The organism is Paenibacillus sp. 481 (genome assembly GCF_021223605.1).
Taxonomy (GTDB): domain Bacteria; phylum Bacillota; class Bacilli; order Paenibacillales; family Paenibacillaceae; genus Paenibacillus_B.
The window spans coordinates 3,883,613-3,902,086 of sequence record NZ_CP075175.1; the positions used below are offsets into that span (position 1 = coordinate 3,883,613).

An 18,474-nucleotide genomic window follows, 5' to 3' on the forward strand; every position below is an offset into this window, starting at 1 on the left:
GAATATGCGGCTGCAAACGAAGCTTATGCTGCTCATCTGCACTTTAGTCACAATCGTAATCATGGGCCTGTCGTTTACGTTGCAGCGAATGTGGACTTCTTCACTTAAAGATCAGAAAGGATTGGAAGCGCTTCACCTTGCGAAAACGGTAGCCTCCATCCCTGAAATACGCCGTGCTTTCTCGTATCCTAATCCAACAGCAGCCATCTTGCCGATTGTGGAAGAAATTCGTCAGCATGCAGGAGCTGAATTTATTACTGTTGGTAATCGTGCCGGAATACGATATGCGCACCCGGTGCCAAGCCGCATTGGGCAGCCTATGATCGGCGGAGATAACGAGCCTGTATTTGAAGGGAAATCGATCGTTTCTGAAGCTGTGGGGAGCTTAGGCTTATCTTTGCGGGGCAAGACGCCTATTTTTGACGATCAGGATAACGTCATTGGGGTCGTCTCCGTCGGGTTTCTATTAACAGATATTAAAGAAGAAATTATGTTATACCAAAAATACATACTAGTTTGGGCAACATTAGCCTTATTGTTAGGCGGGCTAGGTGCCGTCCTTATTGCACGTAATGTTAAGCGAGCGATCCATGGTCTAGAGCCTGCTCAAATTGGGATGCTCTATAAAGAGAAGGAAGCCGTATTGGAATCTATTCGCGAAGGCATTATCGCGGTTAATCGTCAGGGTGTCATTACGACTGTTAATCATACTGCGGTACATATGCTTGGTCTGAATCGTACGGAAGACGTTGTAGGGAAGCCGATCTCGGCGGTTAATCCGCATACGAAGCTAATGGAAGTGATTGAATCCGGAAAGGCTCAATATGATAAAGAAGCGATAATTAGGGATCAAGTGATCGTCGCTAATCGACTACCGATTATGAATCATCAGCAGCAGGTTGTTGGTGCTGTGTCTAGCTTTCGTAGCAAGTCGGAAATGTACTTGTTAACCCAGCAGCTCTCGCAGTTGCGCACCTATGCAGACGGCTTAAGGGCTCAGACGCACGAATATTCGAATAAGCTGTATCTGATCGCGGGCTTAATTCAGTTGGAATCGTATCAAGAAGCGATTGACATCATTACGAGCGAATCGAATCTTCATCACAATTTGCTTCAATTTATTATGCATGAAATTCCAGATCCGGTAATTGGGGGCTTGCTGATTGGTAAATTTAATCGTGCTAATGAATTGAATGTGAGTCTGCACATTCATCCGGACAGCAGCTTCAGAGATGTGCCTGTGACGCTGGAGCGCAACCAGATGGTGACGATAGTTGGAAATTTGATTGATAATGCGATGGAGGCCGTGCAGGCCGCAGGGGATACGAAAGATGTACAAATCTTTTTAACCGATCTGGGGACAGATTTAATTATCGAAATTGAAGATACAGGTACAGGCATTGCCGAGCAGTACAGCAACGATATTTTTAGCATAGGTTTTTCGACAAAAGCAGGTCAGCATCGCGGGTTCGGACTTGCGCTTGTGAAGCAGGCTGTTAATGACTTGCATGGGATGATTACTTATCAACCGCGCGAGGGAGGGCAAGGAACTGTATTTACGGTCATTATTCCGAAAGTTAATCCATTGTCCGATCATCACGCAACAGCGGAGGGATGTTTATGATCCGAGTGCTCATCATTGAAGACGATGTGCGAATTGCAGAAATAAATCGCCGCTTTGTTGAAAAAGCGAGCGGCTATACGGTCGTAGGTATTGCGACGGATGAGCAGCAGGCTAAGGAGCATTTAGACATATTGACGCCTGATTTAGTGTTGCTTGACGTCTTTTTTCCAGATATGAGCGGGCTGGAATTACTTCGTTATATGAAACAGCATGCGCCGCAATCAGATGTGATTATGATTACAGCCGCTAAGGATATGCAGTCTGTTCGTGCGGCGATTCAAGGCGGTGTATTCGACTTTATTATTAAACCTGTTGTCTATGAGCGACTGTTGGAAACGTTAGAAAAGTATAAACAATTCCATCAAGAAGTAACACGTTTGTCCCATAGTAATGTATCTGTCAGTCAGCAGCAAATTGATATGCTTATTCACGGGCGATTAGATGTAAAGGCAAAGGAGTTATATCCGAAAGGTATTGATAAGCTGACCCTAGATAAAATTATTACATTTATTACGCAGACAGAAGAAGGTATGTCTGCCGAAGATTTAGGTAGTCGGCTAGGCATAAGCCGCTCTACAGCCAGAAGATATTTGGAATATTTGGTATCACAAGGGAAAGTTTGTGCGGATGTTTACTATGGCACGGTAGGTCGTCCCGAACGTGTATATCGTAGTATGCAAATATGATATGATTTTGGTCACTATTTTTTGCATGATTGTTCACTAAATTGGAATGTATGTTCATGAATTCATGATGGAAAAATAGAGCTTCTTCATATAAGATTAGATCGTGGTTTGTAGTTAAATATTGCCGAATACATAACGCTTGAAGGAGCTGACATCATGTTACGAAAATACATTGTTATTGGCAGTCTAAATGCTTTACTGTCTGTTGCTTTGGGCGCATTCGGAGCCCATATATTACAAAAAATTCTAACCCCAGAACGGTTAGCTACGTTCGAAACAGCTGTACAGTACCATATGTCGCATGCGCTTGGAATTTTGCTTATTGCGCTCTTGGCTGACAAGTTGGTTGACCAGCGCAAGGCGCTGTGGGCAGCAAGGCTGCTATGGATAGGTATTATTGTGTTTTCCGGAAGTCTGTATTTGCTCTGCTTTACAGGTGTAACCAAGTTAGGTGCGATTACGCCGATAGGCGGGGTGGCATTTATTGCTGGTTGGCTTATGCTTGCATTGTCTGTAAGCGCACATAAGCGATAGCAATTACGATGTCGGAAGGAAGAGATGCTGTGAAATACAATGGGGATCTTTATTCTGCAATCTACGATAAGGTTGCATACGGAATACTGGCGAGCTTTATAGCGGTGTGCCTATGGTCCTTTGTAGTTGCACAGGAACAGTGGCGTTGGATCGTGTTCAGTGCTGCTATGCTCGTTGTTGCGGGCATGTTATGGAATGAGTGGCGAGTTCGGAAGCTGCGGAATTTATATGTGGGCTCAATTACGTCGGACGGATCAACGGTTGAAGTACTGGGGATGTGTGGTCGTATGCATGAACACTTGCCCATTCCTGCTCTTTTTGTGTGTCAAGATGGGCAAATTATGGGGATGAATGCAGCTTTTCGTGAAGCGACGAGCTATAAATACGACGACGTGCAAACGTTAGCTCAAATTATCGATGAGCGGCATGTGAATGAGATGTTAGTGGCGCTCGAGAAAGCTAGGCAAGGGCAGGACGTGCAAATTAACATTGTCGGACTGCACAAGCAAGGCTATCGTATGGATTGGGCGGCTGCCATTACGTTTATGCCAAGCGGTACGATAACCGACTCGTCTCCGACAGATTCTCTTTTGTACGCTGTATTTTTGCAGGACACGAAACTGAATCGACATTTATCGGAACGAATCAGCTATATGTCCTACTACGATGATATGACGGGCTTGCCTAATCGACGAATGTTTATGCAAGGTTTGTCGGGTGCGTTAAAAATGACGGCATACTCTCCGTTTTGCATGGCTATCGTCATGATGGATCTGGATCGGTTTAAACGGATCAACGATACGTTTGGTACGGATTGCGGGGATATGCTGTTGTTGCAAACAGCTGAGCGGCTACTGCGCTCGTTAACGGAGAACGATATGCTGGCACGCTTAGAAGGGGATGAGTTTGCCTGTTATTTAACGAATGTGCAGTCCGAGCAAGAAGTGGCGGAGCGCGTGCGACGATTGCTTACTGCGATGGAGGAGCCCTTCCTGCTTAATGATATTCCGGTGCATGTAACGATGAGCATCGGGATTACAATGGTGGAAGAAGCTCTGCATATGTCTGACGCAGGCACCTTAGCGAAACAGGCGGATATTGCTTTGTCACGTATAAAGAGCCAAGGGAAAAACGGATTTTTGTTCTATACGCCAGATATGAGCGATCAGTCGCTAGAGCGGTTAACGCTAGAAAACGATATGCGGATTGCGTTAGTAAGAGGCGAGTTCGAGTTGTACTATCAGCCGCAAGTTGATATGAGCAAACAACAAATAGTTGGTGTGGAAGCGCTTGTCCGCTGGAATCATCCTGTACGTGGTATTATTTCACCAGGATTGTTTATCCCGTTGGCTGAGGAAAACGGTTTTATCGTAGCGTTAGGAGAATGGGTGCTGGAAGAAGCGTGTCGGCAAAATAAGCTCTGGCAAAATGCAGGTTTGCCGCCTATTCCTGTGTCTGTGAATTTATCTGTACGCCAATTCGAAATGAAAAATTTAGCGGAAACCGTAGAACAAGTACTGTCTAAGACAGGATTGGAGCCGCGCTATTTGGACTTGGAAATTACGGAAAGTATGACGCTGGATGGTATCCGAGCGTCCCATATGCTAACCAAATTAAACGAAATGGGTGTAGGTATCAGTATCGACGATTTTGGTACAGGGTACAGTTCACTCCATTATTTGAAAAGTTTTCCGATTAGTCGGTTGAAAATTGATCGCTCATTTGTGCGTGATTTACAGCAAGATCCTAACGATGCTGCTATTGTGTCGGCCATTATTGCGTTAGGACACAATATGAAGATGCAAGTGATCGCTGAAGGGGTAGAAACGAAAGAACAACTGCAATTTTTGCAGGATCATTCGTGTAATGAAATTCAAGGCTACTTTTTCAGTCCACCGCTGCCAAGCTTAAAGTTTGAATCGATGATGCGTGAAAGATGTGCATGAAGTGCATGAAGTGCATGATGATAAAGATAATGTGTGGTTGTGCATAATACTAGACGAAAAACAGCAGCCGTTAAAAGATTCGCTCTTTTAACGGCTGCTGTTTTTTTACTTTACACAAGTGGAGTACAATCACCACTAGCTAACGGTTACGCATTCATTTCTTCAATTTCAAATAAATGAAAAGCGTAAACTTGTTTCTCATCAACGTGGTACACATTTAACAACTGTTTCTCCGCATCGTAGTTTAGAACGCGGCAAGGCATGCTTATCTTGACACCTTTGCCTTTGTTAATAAACATCCGAATTAGTGACTTATGGAGAATAAATTGCTCAATCTGTTTCTCCACATCAGACAATTCGTGTAGTCCCCCTGATAAATGCAAGGGTTGTTGGGCTTGCTTCTTTTTCGGCGCTTGTTGTTGATTTTCATCGACTGTTGTTGCGTCAACTGTTGTGTCACTTGAACCGTTCCGTAATCCAAAAGGCGTTTCCTCTATGTTTTGCTGCTGCATCATTTCCATGAGCTGAACAAGAGTGCCTAATTGCGTGCCTGATTGAACTTGTAAATCGAGAATGTCTTGTTCGTTTTGCAGTAGGTTCAGTAGCTTTTCCAATGCAGCTGCGTTGGAATCACCCTGAATCAAGATGTCGACGTTAAATTTGTACGTCGATCGGTTAGATTTCATCGGATAGATCATATTGATATAATCCCCCAGCCCTGACCATTCAGCCTAGATGAAACCATTATAATAAGGCGAATCATGAACAAAAATAGTTCTTTAGAACTATTTTTCGGATGGTGGTGTGAAAAATATGTCGAAATGATGAATGTTTAACTATTTTGATAGGAATAGAATGATCTAGAAGATTCACAAATAATAAACAGTTCGTATCGAAAACGGTTTGTTACAAGTGCACATTAGAGCAGGGAAAGCATACGATGTTATCGATTATGTAGTTTGTGTAGTAAAGGAGGTCATCCGTTATGATTCGTTTGCTGCCCATAACGATTGAGCAACATACGGTACTTGGGGTGGAAGTGCTGCTGCCCAAAACGACCCTATTGTCCATTTCGACGGACCACGGATATATTATGTGCGGAGCACTCGATGTAGGGCTGTTGAATGACCGGCTCAAAGATCGCGGCATTATTGCTGGCCGCGCAGTTGGTGTGCGGACATTAGAACAATTACTTGAGGCTCCCTTAGAGTCGGTGACGCATTCAGCCGAGCAATTAGGCATTTATGCAGGTATGTCAGGAAGAGAAGCACTACTTCGTATGACGTAAGGCGATTGGCGTGGAACAAAATAAGGCGGACACTGCCTGTGTTATGGTTAAGATAACACAATGAGTGCCCGCCAGAATGAATCCACGAATGGACGGCTTCATTTAATTGGTGATGCTTGAACTCGTTGGATGACTTAGCGCTTCATCACTTGCTGCAAAGAAACATCGTACGGCGCACGCAGCACCCCGTGCTCTGTAATAATGGCACTAACGTACTCGTTCGGTGTCACATCGAAAGCAGGGTTAAATACTTTTACGCCTTGCGGTGCACTTCGCTTCCCGAATGACTCAGTGACTTCGCTGTCGCTTCTTTCCTCAATCGGGATCTGATCACCTGAAGGTGTGTCGAGATCGATCGTGGACGTTGGACAAGCCACATAAAATGGAATACCGTGTGCTTTAGCTAAAATAGCTAGGCCGTACGTGCCGATTTTGTTGGCTACGTCGCCGTTTGCCGCAACGCGATCGGTTCCAACGATAACGGCCTGTACCCAGCCCTTTTGCATGACCATTGCAGCCATATTGTCACAAATAAGCGTTACATCGATTCCAGCTTGCATAAGCTCGAACGCTGTTAGCCGTGCACCTTGCAGTACAGGGCGTGTCTCATCTGCAAACACACGCAGTGTCATGCCACGCTCTTGCGCCAAGTACATTGGCGCTAGCGCCGTTCCATAACGCGCGGTTGCTAGGCCACCTGCGTTGCAATGGGTGAGAACTCCCATGTCATCGTGGAACAACGTGAGGGCATGTTCGCCAATCGAGCGGCACACTTCCTCATCTTCTGCTTGAATTAGCTGTGCTTCCGCTAGCAATTGTCCATTGAACTGCTGTACAACGGCTAGTTCTGCACCTGCACTTGCACCTTCACTTTCAGCGGTAGCTGTGCCTGCAGCGATGTGTGCAGCCTTCGCGCGCATCCGATCCAGCGCCCAGAACAGATTGACCGCTGTCGGCCGCGACGTGGCCAAATAAGTCGCATGCTGCTCGACCGCTGCGAGCCATGCAGCGGCAGTTGCTGGCTGATCATGTTGTACGCCGAGCACAAGGCCGTATGCAGCCGCAATGCCAATGGCAGGCGCGCCACGTACCGCCATATCACGGATGGCGTGCCATACTTGCTCGGAACTTTCGAGCCGCATAAATACAATAGACTCAGGGAGCAACCGTTGATCGAGCAGTGCTAAGGCTCCATCCTCCAACCAGCGTACAGATACAAGGGGCCCTTGTTGGTCAAGCGTCTGCGCATCTGTCGCTGCGTCATGTACGGCCATACTATCTACAGCCACACCATCTAAAGCAATACTCGCGTTCCCTGTGTTAACGCCGTTCGTCATTTTACACATGCACTCCTTTAAAACCATATTCACACGTGGCGATTACTTCGTCGATCGAATGAACCCGACGGTTAATCTTCACCAACTTCTTACCGATCGTTAGCGCAATACGCTGCGCACGCTCTTTAACTTGCGGATCTGGAATGGAATCAATGTCAGCGACATGAGCCAGCCCGACAATCCGTCGAATCATTTTACAACCTGCATAACCGATTACATCCTGCAACAGTCGGTCTATATACATATCTTGATAGCCGTCAGTAGCTGCGAGTCGGTCAACAAGATGCTCATCCCATAGCACACGGAATTTCGCTTCAAAACGATTCCATATATCTCGCACCGTATTTAATAAATAGCGGCGATAATCTTGCCTTGTTTGCTCGTCACCGCACCAATACTGTTGTCCTGCTGCGTTAAGCAGCAAATTGGCAATCACCGCACCGATATCAAATCCCATCGGGCCATAATAAGCAAATTCAGGATCGATCACTTTAGTCGATGTTTCCGTTATAAAGATGCTGCCTGTATGCAGATCGCCGTGAAGCAGCGCCTGCGTCTGAGTCAAGAACTTCTCACGCAGCAAAGCTACTTCTAAATGTAGAACTTTATCGTCCCACAGCTTGGTCAGCTCATCACGTATAGCTGCATCGCAATTGTTATTCGGGGAATCCGTATACGGGTCGTCAAAAATAAGGTCCTCCGTAATTTTGCACAACTCCGGATTCGTAAACTGCTCCACACGACGCTTTTTCTCCTGCTGATTCATACCGAGATCAGAAGAGAAAAAGAGGGTTCGTGCCATAAATTCAGCAATATGCTCTGCAAATAGCGGATATTGCTTCCCTTCGATTAACCCTTTTCGCATAATAACGTGATCGCTCAAATCCTCCATAACGGTAAGCGCGAGTTCGTTATCAATTTTGAATACCTTGGGTACAAGTTGTGGAACAAGCGAAGCTTGAAATAATAGCGCTTCACTTTCAATGCGTGCGCGATCCAACGTCAACGGCCACGACTCCCCAACAACTTTTGCATAAGGGAGCGCTTGCTTGACAATAATACGTTGAGGCGATTGGTCGGATGTTGCTTGTTCACTACCGGACTCATAAACACGAAACACTAAGTTCAAATTTCCGTCGCCGATTTCTTCGCACTGCAAGTTAGCATCAGCAGCAAAAACGTTGATGCTTCTCGCAATTTGAATCGCATCTTCTAAGGACAACGGACGATATGATGTGGATTTGATCATAGGCGGACGTGCACCTCCCAAGTTACAATTGCTTACAGCAGCATCCTGTATGATGCGGCGGTTTCGAAATAGTATATAGGATTTTTTTGCCTAATTAAATACTTATTTTTCGAATCAGATAACTAGACTTTTTGTCCACTCGTCAATTAATGTCTGTTTCGCTTGTAGAATAAGGGGTTACAAGTATTCAAGATAGAAATAGTTTGTGAAAAATAAGGCAGCGGTGTTAGCTTCAACTGAAATATTTTAACAAAAAAAAGGTGCGTAAAAGGCTTGATTAAAATTAGTTATTATATTAGAATAATTATAAAGAAAGACATAATCTAAATATGAAATTAGATCATGTATGAACAACTTAACTAGCTATTCAACTTATATTCAACATACTGGAGGCCATACACATGACACAAAACCAACAACAAACACAAACTAATCTTCTTCAAGCGATTAATCAGCAAGTAGCTAACTTGAACGTTCTATATGTTAAATTGCATAACTACCACTGGTTTGTAAAAGGCGGACAATTTTTCGAGCTACATGAGAAATTCGAAGAGTACTACACAGAAGTTACGGCTAATATGGATGAGGTTGCTGAACGCTTGCTTATGATCGGTGGCAAACCTTACGCGTCACTGAAACAATATTTGGAGCATGCTTCTATTAATGAAGCAAACGGAGCTGAAAACGCGGATCAAATGGTGCAACAATTGGTGGCAGACTTTGAGCAATTGATTAAAGAATTCAAGGCAATCATGGAATTGGCGGAAGAAGCAGAAGACGAAGCAACAGGTGATTTGTTCTTGGGGCTGAAGTCTGGTCTTGAGAAGCATGTATGGATGTTGAAGTCCTATATCGGCTAACAAATAGTAAAATAAGAAAAATGATCTCTTTCATCGACAGATTTGTTATAATAAAGTTTCTGGAGTAAAAGGTGTATCATTTGTAGGCTACATGCCTACTGCGAACGCGTATCCTAAGGATGCGCTTTTCGTGTTTTTGAAGTGGTGTGACATTTATCATAGACAAAATAGGACAATTAGTTGAAAACAAAAAAATAATAATTTAAAATTAGATTGAGAATCGCTAACAATCACATTATAATTATTACAAGATAATAAATCTTATTGGGATCTACTTCTCCCTTAAGTATATATGTATTTTTAAATCCATCACTCTGGAGGTTTGACCACATGGCAACTCAATTCGTCATAAATGGTTTGAAAGCAACCATTGAAGGTAAAGAAATTTTGAAAGGTATTAACCTTGAAATGAAAGGCGGCGAGGTGCACGCAATCATGGGCCCGAATGGTACGGGTAAAAGTACACTTGCGTCCGCTTTGATGGGGCACCATAAATATGAAGTAACTGAAGGTACAGTAACATTGGACGGCGAAGATGTGTTGGAAATGGAAGTGGATGAGCGCGCACGTGCTGGTCTGTTCTTGGCTATGCAATATCCGAGCGAAATTTCCGGTGTAACGAACTCCGACTTCTTGCGCAGCGCGATCAATGTGCGTCGCGGTGAAGGCAACGAGATCTCTTTGATCAAGTTCATTCGTCAAATGGAAGGCAAAATGAAAGAGCTTGAGATGAACCAAGAATTCGCACACCGTTACTTGAATGAAGGCTTCTCCGGTGGTGAGAAGAAGCGTAACGAAATTTTGCAAATGATGATGCTGGAACCGAAAATCGTCGTTCTTGACGAAATCGACTCCGGTTTGGACATCGATGCTCTTCGTATCGTTGCTAATGGCGTAAACGCTATGCGCAATGAAGAGCGCGGCTTCTTGATCATTACGCACTATCAGCGTTTGTTGGACTACATCAAGCCAGATTTCGTTCACGTAATGATGCAAGGACGTATCGTTAAGTCCGGTGGTCCGGAATTGGCAGAGCGTCTTGAAGCAGAAGGTTACGACTGGGTTAAAGAAGAACTCGGTATCACAGACGAGACTGTAGGACAAGACGCTTAGTCGAATGAGTGACAGGAGGAGCGATGGACCGATGACTACACAAACTGTATTGCCGGTGGACCGTGAAACGGTCGCAGCCCTTTCCACCAGCAAGAGTGAGCCTGCTTGGTTGGCAGAGCTGCGCTTGCAGGCTTTGGAGAAAGCCGCAACACTGGAGAACCCTTTCTTAGAAAAAACGAAACTTGACCGTTGGAACTTGAAGCATTACGGTGCGCACGCTGAAGCTCAAGAAGTGGCGGCTTTTGCCGATCTTCCTGAAGCAGCACGTGTCTTATTTGCAGATGATGCAGCTCAAGAAGCGGACAATGTTGTCGTACAATATAATTCTAGTGCCGTATATCGTCGTTTGAACGCAGAATTGGCTGCGCAAGGCGTTATTTTTACGGATCTGGAAACAGCAGCACGTGAGCATGAAGCTTTGGTGAAACCTTACTTGATGCAAGCGATCAAAGCGGATGATAACCGCTTAGCGGCATTGCACGCAGCACTTTGGAACGGTGGCGTATTCTTGTACGTGCCGAAAAATGTTGTCGTGGATGTACCCTTGCAGGCATTGTTCTACATGGATAACGCCGATGCAACATTTGCACCGCACGTGCTTATCGTGGCGGAAGCGAATAGCCGTGTAAACTATGTAGACAACTATGTATCTGGTGAATTGGATAAAGAATTCGTTCACAACGGTATTGTTGAAGTATTTGTTAAGCCAGGTGCTAAAGTAACGTATGCATCCATTCATCACCTTAGTGAGAAGACAACAGACTTGACATTCCGTCGCGCTGTTGTAGAGAACGATGGTCGTATTGAGTGGATTATTGGTGAAATGCACAACGGTAACGCTGCATCCGAAACGACGTCCATCTTGCAAGGCAATGGCTCGACTTCCGATGCAAAAGTCATTTGCGTGGGTAATGGAGATCAGAAGCTGAACATTACGACTAAAGCTGTTCACTTCGGTAAAAATTCCGACAGCCAAATGATTACTCGTGCTGTTATGCGCGAAAATGCTTCGTCTATCATTAATGGTATTACGAAGATCGAAAAAGGTGCTACTAAAGCGAACGGTGAGCAAACAGAGCGCGTTCTTATGCTTAGCCCTAAAGCACGTGGCGACGCGAACCCGATCTTGCTTATCGATGAAGACGATGTAACAGCAGGTCACGCAGCATCTGCGGGCCAAGTTAACCGAGAGCAAGTATTCTATATGATGTCGCGCGGTATTACACGCCCAGACGCTGAGAACTTGATTATTCGTGGATTCTTGGCGCCAGTCGTAGCAGAACTGCCTAATGAGCACTTGCAGCAGTTGTTGCGTCGTTACATCGAAAGGAAGCTGGGACAATGATTGGACGCGAGCTTCGTGAGCAGTTCCCGATATTGAATCAAGAGGTAAACGGACATCCGCTAGTTTATTTGGATAGCGCGGCATCTTCACAGAAGCCGCGGGCCGTTATTGAAGCCTTAAAACACTATTATGAGTGGGATAACGCTAATGTACACCGTGGCGTGCATACGCTCGGTTCGCGGGCAACAGACGCTTACGAAGGCGCGCGCGAGAAGGTAGCGCGGTTTATAAATGCACGTCGTGCAGAAGAAATCGTGTTCACTCGCGGCACCACAACTGCGCTCAATCTGGTTGCATCTTCATACGCACGCGCTGTGTGCGGCGAAGGTGACGAAATTGTACTGACGCAGATGGAGCACCATAGTAATCTCATTCCATGGCAGCAAGTTGCGAAAGCAACCGGTGCTACCTTGAAATACGTTCCGATGCAAGCCGATGGCCACATCACTTTGGCGGACGTTGAAGCGACGATTACTGACCGTACTAAAGTGGTCACCATGTCGTACGTGTCCAATGTATTGGGCCTCGTAAATCCAATCAAGGAAATTGCACAAATCGCTCATCGCCATGGCGCTGTTATGGTGGTGGACGGTGCGCAAAGCACACCGCATATGCGCATTGATGTGCAGGACCTAGATTGTGATTTCTATGCTCTCTCAGGGCACAAAATGTGTGGACCTACAGGCATTGGTGCCTTGTACGGCAAAAAAGATTTGTTAAACAAGATGGAGCCGATCGAATTTGGCGGCGAAATGATCGATTTCGTTGACTTGCATGAGTCAACGTTCAAGGAAACGCCGTACCGTTTTGAAGGCGGAACGCCGATGATTGCGGGTGCTGTTGGATTAGGTGCGGCAATTGATTTCTTGAACGAAGTTGGGCTTGACAACATTGAGCGTCACGAGCATGAATTAGCTCAGTACGCTTTGGATAAGCTGTCTACCATTGATGGCATTACGATCTACGGCCCGAAGAAAGACCGTGTCGGACTCGTAACGTTTAATTTGGATGACGTTCATCCGCATGACGTAGCAACCGTTCTTGATGCGAAAGGCATTGCCATTCGTGCAGGACATCATTGCTGTCAGCCATTGATGCGTTGGTTGAACGCAAGCTCAACGGCACGTGCAAGCTTCTATCTTTACAATACAGAAGAAGATATTGACCGATTGGCAGCCGCCTTGCGGGAAACAAAGGAGTACTTCAGCGATGCAATTGGATGATCTATATCGCCGAGTCATTATGGATCACTACAAACAGCCACGTAACCGTGGCTCGTTTGAAGCTGATGCTGTAACGATCGACTTGAACAACCCAACTTGTGGAGACCGTATCTCCTTGCAACTGAAAGTGGAGGACGGCATCGTTCAAGATGCACGCTTCACAGGGGAAGGTTGCTCGATCAGCATGTCCAGTGCTTCTATGATGACGGATGCTGTTAAAGGTAAGACGTTTGCCGAAGCGTTGGAACTAGCTGAACGATTTTCTTTAATGGTTAAAGGCGAAGATGTAACGTTTGATGAATATGAAGATATTGAGGCTTTGTCTGGTGTGAACAAATTCCCAGCACGGATTAAATGCGCGACCCTTGCGTGGAATGCGCTCCGCAAAGGAATCGAGTAGGCCTGTACAAAGCAAGAGTAAATACGTACGGATACCGTACTAGGAGGTACACTGCGATGGCTAAGAAAATGCCTGAAATGGAAGAGTACAAATATGGCTTCCGCGACAATCACCAAGCGGTGTTCCAATCTGGAAAAGGCTTGACGCCTGAAATCGTAAAAGAGATTTCGGGAATCAAGAACGAACCAGAGTGGATGCTTGACTTCCGCATGAAGTCGCTGAAACAATTCGAGAAGATGGAAATGCCTCGTTGGGGCGGTAATCTGGATGAGCTTGATTTCAATGACATCCAATATTATGTTCGTCCTTCGGAGAAGCAAGGTAAGACGTGGGAAGAAGTTCCGACTGAAATTAAAGAGACGTTCGACAAGCTCGGTATCCCTGAAGCGGAGCAAAAGTTCTTGGCGGGCGTATCTGCTCAATATGAGTCGGAAGTCGTTTACCACAGCATGCAAAAAGAGCTGGAAGACCAAGGTGTTATTTTTACGGATACAGATACGGCATTGCGTGAGCATCCAGAAATTTTCCGTGAATACTTTGGTACGGTTGTTCCGATTGCAGACAATAAGTTTGCAGCGTTGAACAGTGCAGTATGGTCTGGCGGTAGCTTTATTTACGTTCCAAAAGGCGTAAAATGCGAAATTCCGTTGCAAGCCTACTTCCGTATCAACTCGGAGAACATGGGTCAATTCGAGCGTACGCTTATTATTGCGGACGAAGATAGCTTTGTTCACTACGTAGAGGGTTGTACGGCACCTGTGTACAGCACGAACTCGTTGCATAGTGCGGTCGTTGAAATTATCGTGAAGAAGAACGCTCGCGTTCGCTACACGACGATTCAGAACTGGGCACCGAACATTTACAACCTCGTTACGAAGCGCGCGGTATGTGAAGAAAATGCAAACATGGAGTGGGTAGATGGTAACATCGGCTCCAAGTTGACAATGAAATATCCAGCGGTAGTTCTTAAAGGCCGCGGTGCAAAAGGCTCCGTGTTGTCGATTGCGGTAGCAGGTAAAGGCCAGCACCAAGATGCTGGAGCGAAGATGATTCACCTTGCTCCAGACACAACGTCGACAATCATTTCGAAGTCGATTTCGAAGCACGGTGGTAAAGTAACTTACCGTGGTCTTTCTTCCTTCGGACGTGATTCCGATGGTGCGAAAGCGAACATCAAGTGTGATACGCTTATTTTGGATAACGAGTCCACGTCCGATACGATTCCGTACAACGAAATTCGTAACGACAACATTCAGTTGGAGCATGAGGCAACGGTATCTAAAGTATCCGAAGACCAATTGTTCTACTTGATGAGCCGTGGCTTGACTGAAGACGAAGCGACACAAATGATCGTAATGGGCTTCATTGAGCCGTTTACGAAAGAGTTGCCAATGGAATATGCGGTAGAGATGAACCGTCTCATCAAGTTCGAGATGGAAGGCTCCATCGGCTAATCGTATTTCGGCAAGGTGTTCGATGAAGTCATTGACTTTAATCTTCTGATTAACCGATAAATACGTGTTCGCAGTAACTTTTACACTTCTGTGTTCAAGTTGCTCGAACGCGTATTTTTTATGTTAGCTGCACAATCAAGCAGATGTACGTATCCAGTATGGGCGTACTGTCATCTTTATAGTGTGATCTGCTAAAGATCTGCTTGAGATCAGCGTGTCCAATCCATAATGTAAGGCGTTATATTTGCTTCAATAAGACTGGCGACGATTAATAGGGCCGTCACGACTAAGAACAGTCTCGCGCTATTTAGAGCTTCTGTTATCCATTTTATTTTTTCTCCATATTTGATTCTTCGTACAATTAAGCTAAGCGGCTTTAATCCGATAGCCCCAGCCAGAAGCAGAGCAGGAATTTCTAAAAGGCCATGCGGTAGCAGTCCCGCCAAGATGGTTGGATAAGAATGAACCGCAGAAGACAGTGCAATGACAAATCCGATAATGAGGCCATTTGAAAATAAAATGAAGATCGTTGGTACCGATAGAAGAATCCCGCTGGCTGCTATAATAAAAGCGGTTCTAATGTTATTTGTAGCATAAGTGTGCCATTCCATATGTTCGGGTTGAACATACATATTTGGTTTAATATTAACCTGATGGCCTAAAAATAAGCCGAGAATAATTCCTGTACATAATAACACTGCCGAAAGCAAAATCCGTTTTTTCTCTTGTGCCCATACCCGTGTTAACACAGACTTCATCTCTAATCACCCCAATACTTCTTAGTTGTGAAATATAAATAGATAAATGGAAAAAGTGTATCTGCGAGCAGATACACTTTTTTGTGATTTACAGAGCAACTGCAGAATCAATAAGGCCAAGGTTGATTAGTGTAAGCAGAAGCCCTCGAACTGGCTCGAGCTCTGGAGGGAGTGTGCCAGATTCAATCAGGGTTCTAATAATTTGCAGAGCAAATGATAAATCTACGCCAAGCAACTGTGCGACATCCATGATCATCATGTAAAGCACCACCTTTCTTTAAGATACTGCTACTCTATGAAACTATTTGCAAAAATGTTCTAGCATTGATTCATAGAGCTGAAAGATTGATGAAAGTTGCACGAAAACGATGGAAGTGAATTTTTAGATGGAGTGAATAATTTTATGGTAACTTGCTTGTATGGATGAAAATGTTAATGACGAGACATACTAAGGGACGATGAAGCAGGAGCTTGCTCGTTAAATGAATTCGTTAAATGAGTTCGGTAAATATAGAAGTAGGTCGTATACGTGAGCGAATATGTGTAAATTTATTTTGAGTGGTGGAAATCGATCAGTTAGGAATGGTGGTTATGAAGTTCGATATGTACAGACGTTTATGTGAATTTTTGAGATATCTATTTAGTAATCGTGCAGCCATTATGGTGTCTGTTTTGTTTATTAGCAGTACGGCCTTGACTACTATTACTGTAAGCGCCGGAGTAGGGGGCAGTAATGAGAAGCGCGAAGTCCACCAACAAGCTAGCTCGGCTGTTTCAACCAGCTTTAATGAGCATGCAGAGGTAAACAAACAGCGGAAGAAGGTGGAGTACCCTGCAAAAAAAGGTCGCGATTACTACGAGCCTAGAGGTGATATCGTATGGGAAGTGCCGGATGCAGGCAAAAGAATTGCGCTCACCTTCGATGATGGCCCAGATCCGCGCCATACACCTGCAATACTTAACCTGTTAAAGCAGTATGAAGCGAAAGCGACTTTTTTTGTGATCGGTAGGCGGGTCAAACCATATGCCGATATTGTAAGACGAGCGGTGCATGAGGGACACGAAGTAGGCAATCATTCGTTTAGCCACATCTATTTAAGGCGGGGCATGTCGGCTGAGCAAATGCGAGCGGATATAAAAAAGGCGCATGAATCGATTCAAGACGTTATCGGTCAAAAGCCGAAATTGTTTCGACCGCCAGGTGGATATTATAATGAATCGCTAGTGAAGATAGTGCGGGATAGTGGTTATCGTATGGTGCTGTGGTCTTGGCATCAGGATACGAAGGATTGGCGTTCACCTGGAGTGCAAGCAATTGTTAATAAAGTGGTGAACAATGCACGTGATGGAGATATTGTTCTGCTGCACGATCTTGTGGAGGGGCGTACAGACACGGTAGAGGCTCTGAAAGAAATTTTGCCTACCCTCAAAAAGCGTGGTTATCGCTTCGTTACCGTGTCTGAGCTGTTATCGCATCGTTCAAAAGCGAAAGCTATCCGTCCAAATTAGAATGTACTACAAAATTTGTTCTATCGTCATGTGGCGTTGATCGGCTAAATCAACAAATCCTTCATCAACACGAACGAGTGGGCGGAAATATTCGGTGTTATTGGTCATGACGATAACACCGGCCCGTCCATCATTCAATATAACCTGTTTATTAATGAAATTAGGCAGCATGTGGCGTATAAAGGTTTGGGTCATTTTGGCATCTAAGCCTGTGTAGCTCATCTGATGCAGCTCTTGCAGCACTTTATAATGGTCTTGCTTTGCTTGATACACGCGTGTTGATGTCATCGCACTGTAGATATCAGCGATAGCTACAATTTTAGCTACATCAGGAATTTCGTCCCCTTTTAATCCATGCACGTAGCCTCTGCCATCCAGACGCTCATGATGATACAAGGCTGCGACTGCCAGCCACTCATCATCATAGGAGTTCATAATAATGTCGTGTCCCGCAACGGTATGCTGCTTAATCACTTCAAACTCATCCGCTGTCAGCTTTCCAGGCTTGTTTAAAATTTGTGGGTCGATCTTACATTTTCCGATATCGTGCAAGTAACCAGCTTTTCCAATGCGAAGGGAATCATCTAACTCATATCCAAGCCAAGTAGCTAAAAAATAGGAGAGCATACCTACGTGAACCGAATGTTGACAGGTGTAGTCATCTTGATTGTTTAGCTGCATCATCAACGAGACCACGTCACGTTCCACTGTAAGTTGATCCATGAGTGGGTTTAAAGCTTCTTGAACCACATTATCGTCTATTTTGTTAACGCGAGCCGCGTCTATTAACAGTTGTCGAACACCGCTTAATGCTTCCTCGTAGTGTACTTGCATCTGTACGATGTTATCGCTACCACTCTGCGTATGTAGTTGTCGATTTTCAATATCAATGTAATCAATGTGATGGCGTAGTAAAGTATGAATCTCTCGTTCGTCCAACACGGTTCCCGCTGATAGGACATGAAGGCCATGTTCATTAAAAACACTGCGCTTCACGACATCTCCTTCTACTAATTCTGTCACCTGAACCCGCATGCGTTTGTTCACCGTTCCTAATCTGATATTTATACGTCCTTTTATCATATCAACAATGCTTTAAAGTGACAACTTAATTTACCATTTTTCGTCAATTATTGCAGTAATGAATA

At 44.8% G+C, this 18,474-nt stretch carries 18 protein-coding genes; 12 read left to right on the top strand and 6 right to left on the bottom strand.

Annotation, left to right across the window (positions count from 1 at the left end):
• Positions 1-4 precede the first annotated feature (4 nt).
• From KIK04_RS17115 to KIK04_RS17130, 4 genes are all read left to right on the top strand, one after another.
• Complete coding sequence (locus KIK04_RS17115; RefSeq protein ID WP_232274816.1) at positions 5-1,624, top strand: ATP-binding protein; 1,620 nt, start codon at positions 5-7, stop codon at positions 1,622-1,624.
• Entirely contained in the window at positions 1,621-2,310 is a 690-nt protein-coding gene (locus tag KIK04_RS17120) for a response regulator (protein ID WP_442951099.1), read from the top strand. The genes KIK04_RS17115 and KIK04_RS17120 overlap by 4 nt, the downstream gene beginning before the upstream one ends.
• 156 nt (positions 2,311-2,466) lie before the next feature.
• Positions 2,467-2,844 carry a DUF423 domain-containing protein gene (locus KIK04_RS17125; RefSeq protein WP_232274818.1) on the top strand — a complete coding sequence of 126 codons (378 nt, stop codon included), beginning with the start codon at positions 2,467-2,469 and terminating at the stop codon, positions 2,842-2,844.
• A gap of 29 nt (positions 2,845-2,873) precedes the next feature.
• Entirely contained in the window at positions 2,874-4,790 is a 1,917-nt protein-coding gene (locus KIK04_RS17130) for a putative bifunctional diguanylate cyclase/phosphodiesterase (RefSeq protein WP_232274819.1), read from the top strand.
• 146 nt (positions 4,791-4,936) lie between these two features.
• Here KIK04_RS17130 and KIK04_RS17135 read toward each other — a convergent pair whose 3' ends face one another.
• Positions 4,937-5,476, bottom strand: coding sequence for a hypothetical protein (locus KIK04_RS17135; RefSeq protein ID WP_232274820.1), 540 nt, complete (start codon positions 5,474-5,476; stop codon positions 4,937-4,939).
• Positions 5,477-5,775: 299 nt separating this feature from the next.
• Here KIK04_RS17135 and KIK04_RS17140 point away from each other — a divergent pair, with 299 nt between their 5' ends.
• Positions 5,776-6,078 carry a YunC family protein gene (locus tag KIK04_RS17140; RefSeq protein ID WP_232274821.1) on the top strand — a complete coding sequence of 101 codons (303 nt, stop codon included), beginning with the start codon at positions 5,776-5,778 and terminating at the stop codon, positions 6,076-6,078.
• 134 nt (positions 6,079-6,212) lie between these two features.
• On the opposite strand, the gene mtnA is transcribed toward KIK04_RS17140, so the two are convergent.
• Positions 6,213-7,352 carry an S-methyl-5-thioribose-1-phosphate isomerase gene (mtnA, locus tag KIK04_RS17145; protein WP_232278790.1) on the bottom strand — a complete coding sequence of 380 codons (1,140 nt, stop codon included), beginning with the start codon at positions 7,350-7,352 and terminating at the stop codon, positions 6,213-6,215.
• A gap of 64 nt (positions 7,353-7,416) precedes the next feature.
• Complete coding sequence (gene mtnK / locus KIK04_RS17150) at positions 7,417-8,664, bottom strand: S-methyl-5-thioribose kinase (RefSeq protein ID WP_232274822.1); 1,248 nt, start codon at positions 8,662-8,664, stop codon at positions 7,417-7,419.
• A gap of 401 nt (positions 8,665-9,065) precedes the next feature.
• Between mtnK and KIK04_RS17155 the strand changes: the two genes are divergently transcribed.
• The 6 genes from KIK04_RS17155 to sufB all read left to right on the top strand — a co-directional run bounded on the left by KIK04_RS17155 (position 9,066) and on the right by sufB (position 15,059).
• Positions 9,066-9,524, top strand: a complete 459-nt coding sequence (locus KIK04_RS17155) for a Dps family protein (RefSeq protein WP_232274823.1) — start codon at positions 9,066-9,068, stop codon at positions 9,522-9,524.
• Positions 9,525-9,854: 330 nt separating this feature from the next.
• A complete protein-coding gene (gene sufC, locus KIK04_RS17160) occupies positions 9,855-10,637 on the top strand; it encodes a Fe-S cluster assembly ATPase SufC (RefSeq protein WP_232274824.1) in 783 nt (260 codons plus the stop codon).
• A 31-nt stretch (positions 10,638-10,668) separates the two neighbouring features.
• A complete protein-coding gene (sufD, locus tag KIK04_RS17165) occupies positions 10,669-11,982 on the top strand; it encodes a Fe-S cluster assembly protein SufD (RefSeq protein WP_232274825.1) in 1,314 nt (437 codons plus the stop codon).
• Entirely contained in the window at positions 11,979-13,205 is a 1,227-nt protein-coding gene (locus tag KIK04_RS17170; RefSeq protein WP_232274826.1) for a cysteine desulfurase, read from the top strand. The genes sufD and KIK04_RS17170 overlap by 4 nt, the downstream gene beginning before the upstream one ends.
• A complete protein-coding gene (gene sufU, locus KIK04_RS17175; protein WP_232274827.1) occupies positions 13,192-13,605 on the top strand; it encodes a Fe-S cluster assembly sulfur transfer protein SufU in 414 nt (137 codons plus the stop codon). The genes KIK04_RS17170 and sufU overlap by 14 nt, the downstream gene beginning before the upstream one ends.
• Positions 13,606-13,661: 56 nt before the next feature.
• Entirely contained in the window at positions 13,662-15,059 is a 1,398-nt protein-coding gene (gene sufB, locus KIK04_RS17180) for a Fe-S cluster assembly protein SufB (protein WP_232274828.1), read from the top strand.
• A gap of 209 nt (positions 15,060-15,268) precedes the next feature.
• Here the strand turns inward: sufB and KIK04_RS17185 are convergent, their stop codons facing one another.
• Complete coding sequence (locus tag KIK04_RS17185) at positions 15,269-15,817, bottom strand: stage II sporulation protein M (RefSeq protein WP_232274829.1); 549 nt, start codon at positions 15,815-15,817, stop codon at positions 15,269-15,271.
• An 88-nt stretch (positions 15,818-15,905) separates the two neighbouring features.
• Positions 15,906-16,076, bottom strand: coding sequence for a hypothetical protein (locus tag KIK04_RS17190; protein WP_232274830.1), 171 nt, complete (start codon positions 16,074-16,076; stop codon positions 15,906-15,908).
• A 368-nt stretch (positions 16,077-16,444) separates the two neighbouring features.
• Between KIK04_RS17190 and KIK04_RS17195 the strand changes: the two genes are divergently transcribed.
• Positions 16,445-17,326, top strand: coding sequence for a polysaccharide deacetylase family protein (locus KIK04_RS17195; protein ID WP_232274831.1), 882 nt, complete (start codon positions 16,445-16,447; stop codon positions 17,324-17,326).
• Between the two features lie 6 nt (positions 17,327-17,332).
• Here the strand turns inward: KIK04_RS17195 and KIK04_RS17200 are convergent, their stop codons facing one another.
• Positions 17,333-18,373: an HD-GYP domain-containing protein gene (locus KIK04_RS17200; protein ID WP_232274832.1), complete on the bottom strand. Its 1,041-nt coding sequence runs from the start codon at positions 18,371-18,373 to the stop codon at positions 17,333-17,335.
• Positions 18,374-18,474: the final 101 nt, after the last annotated feature.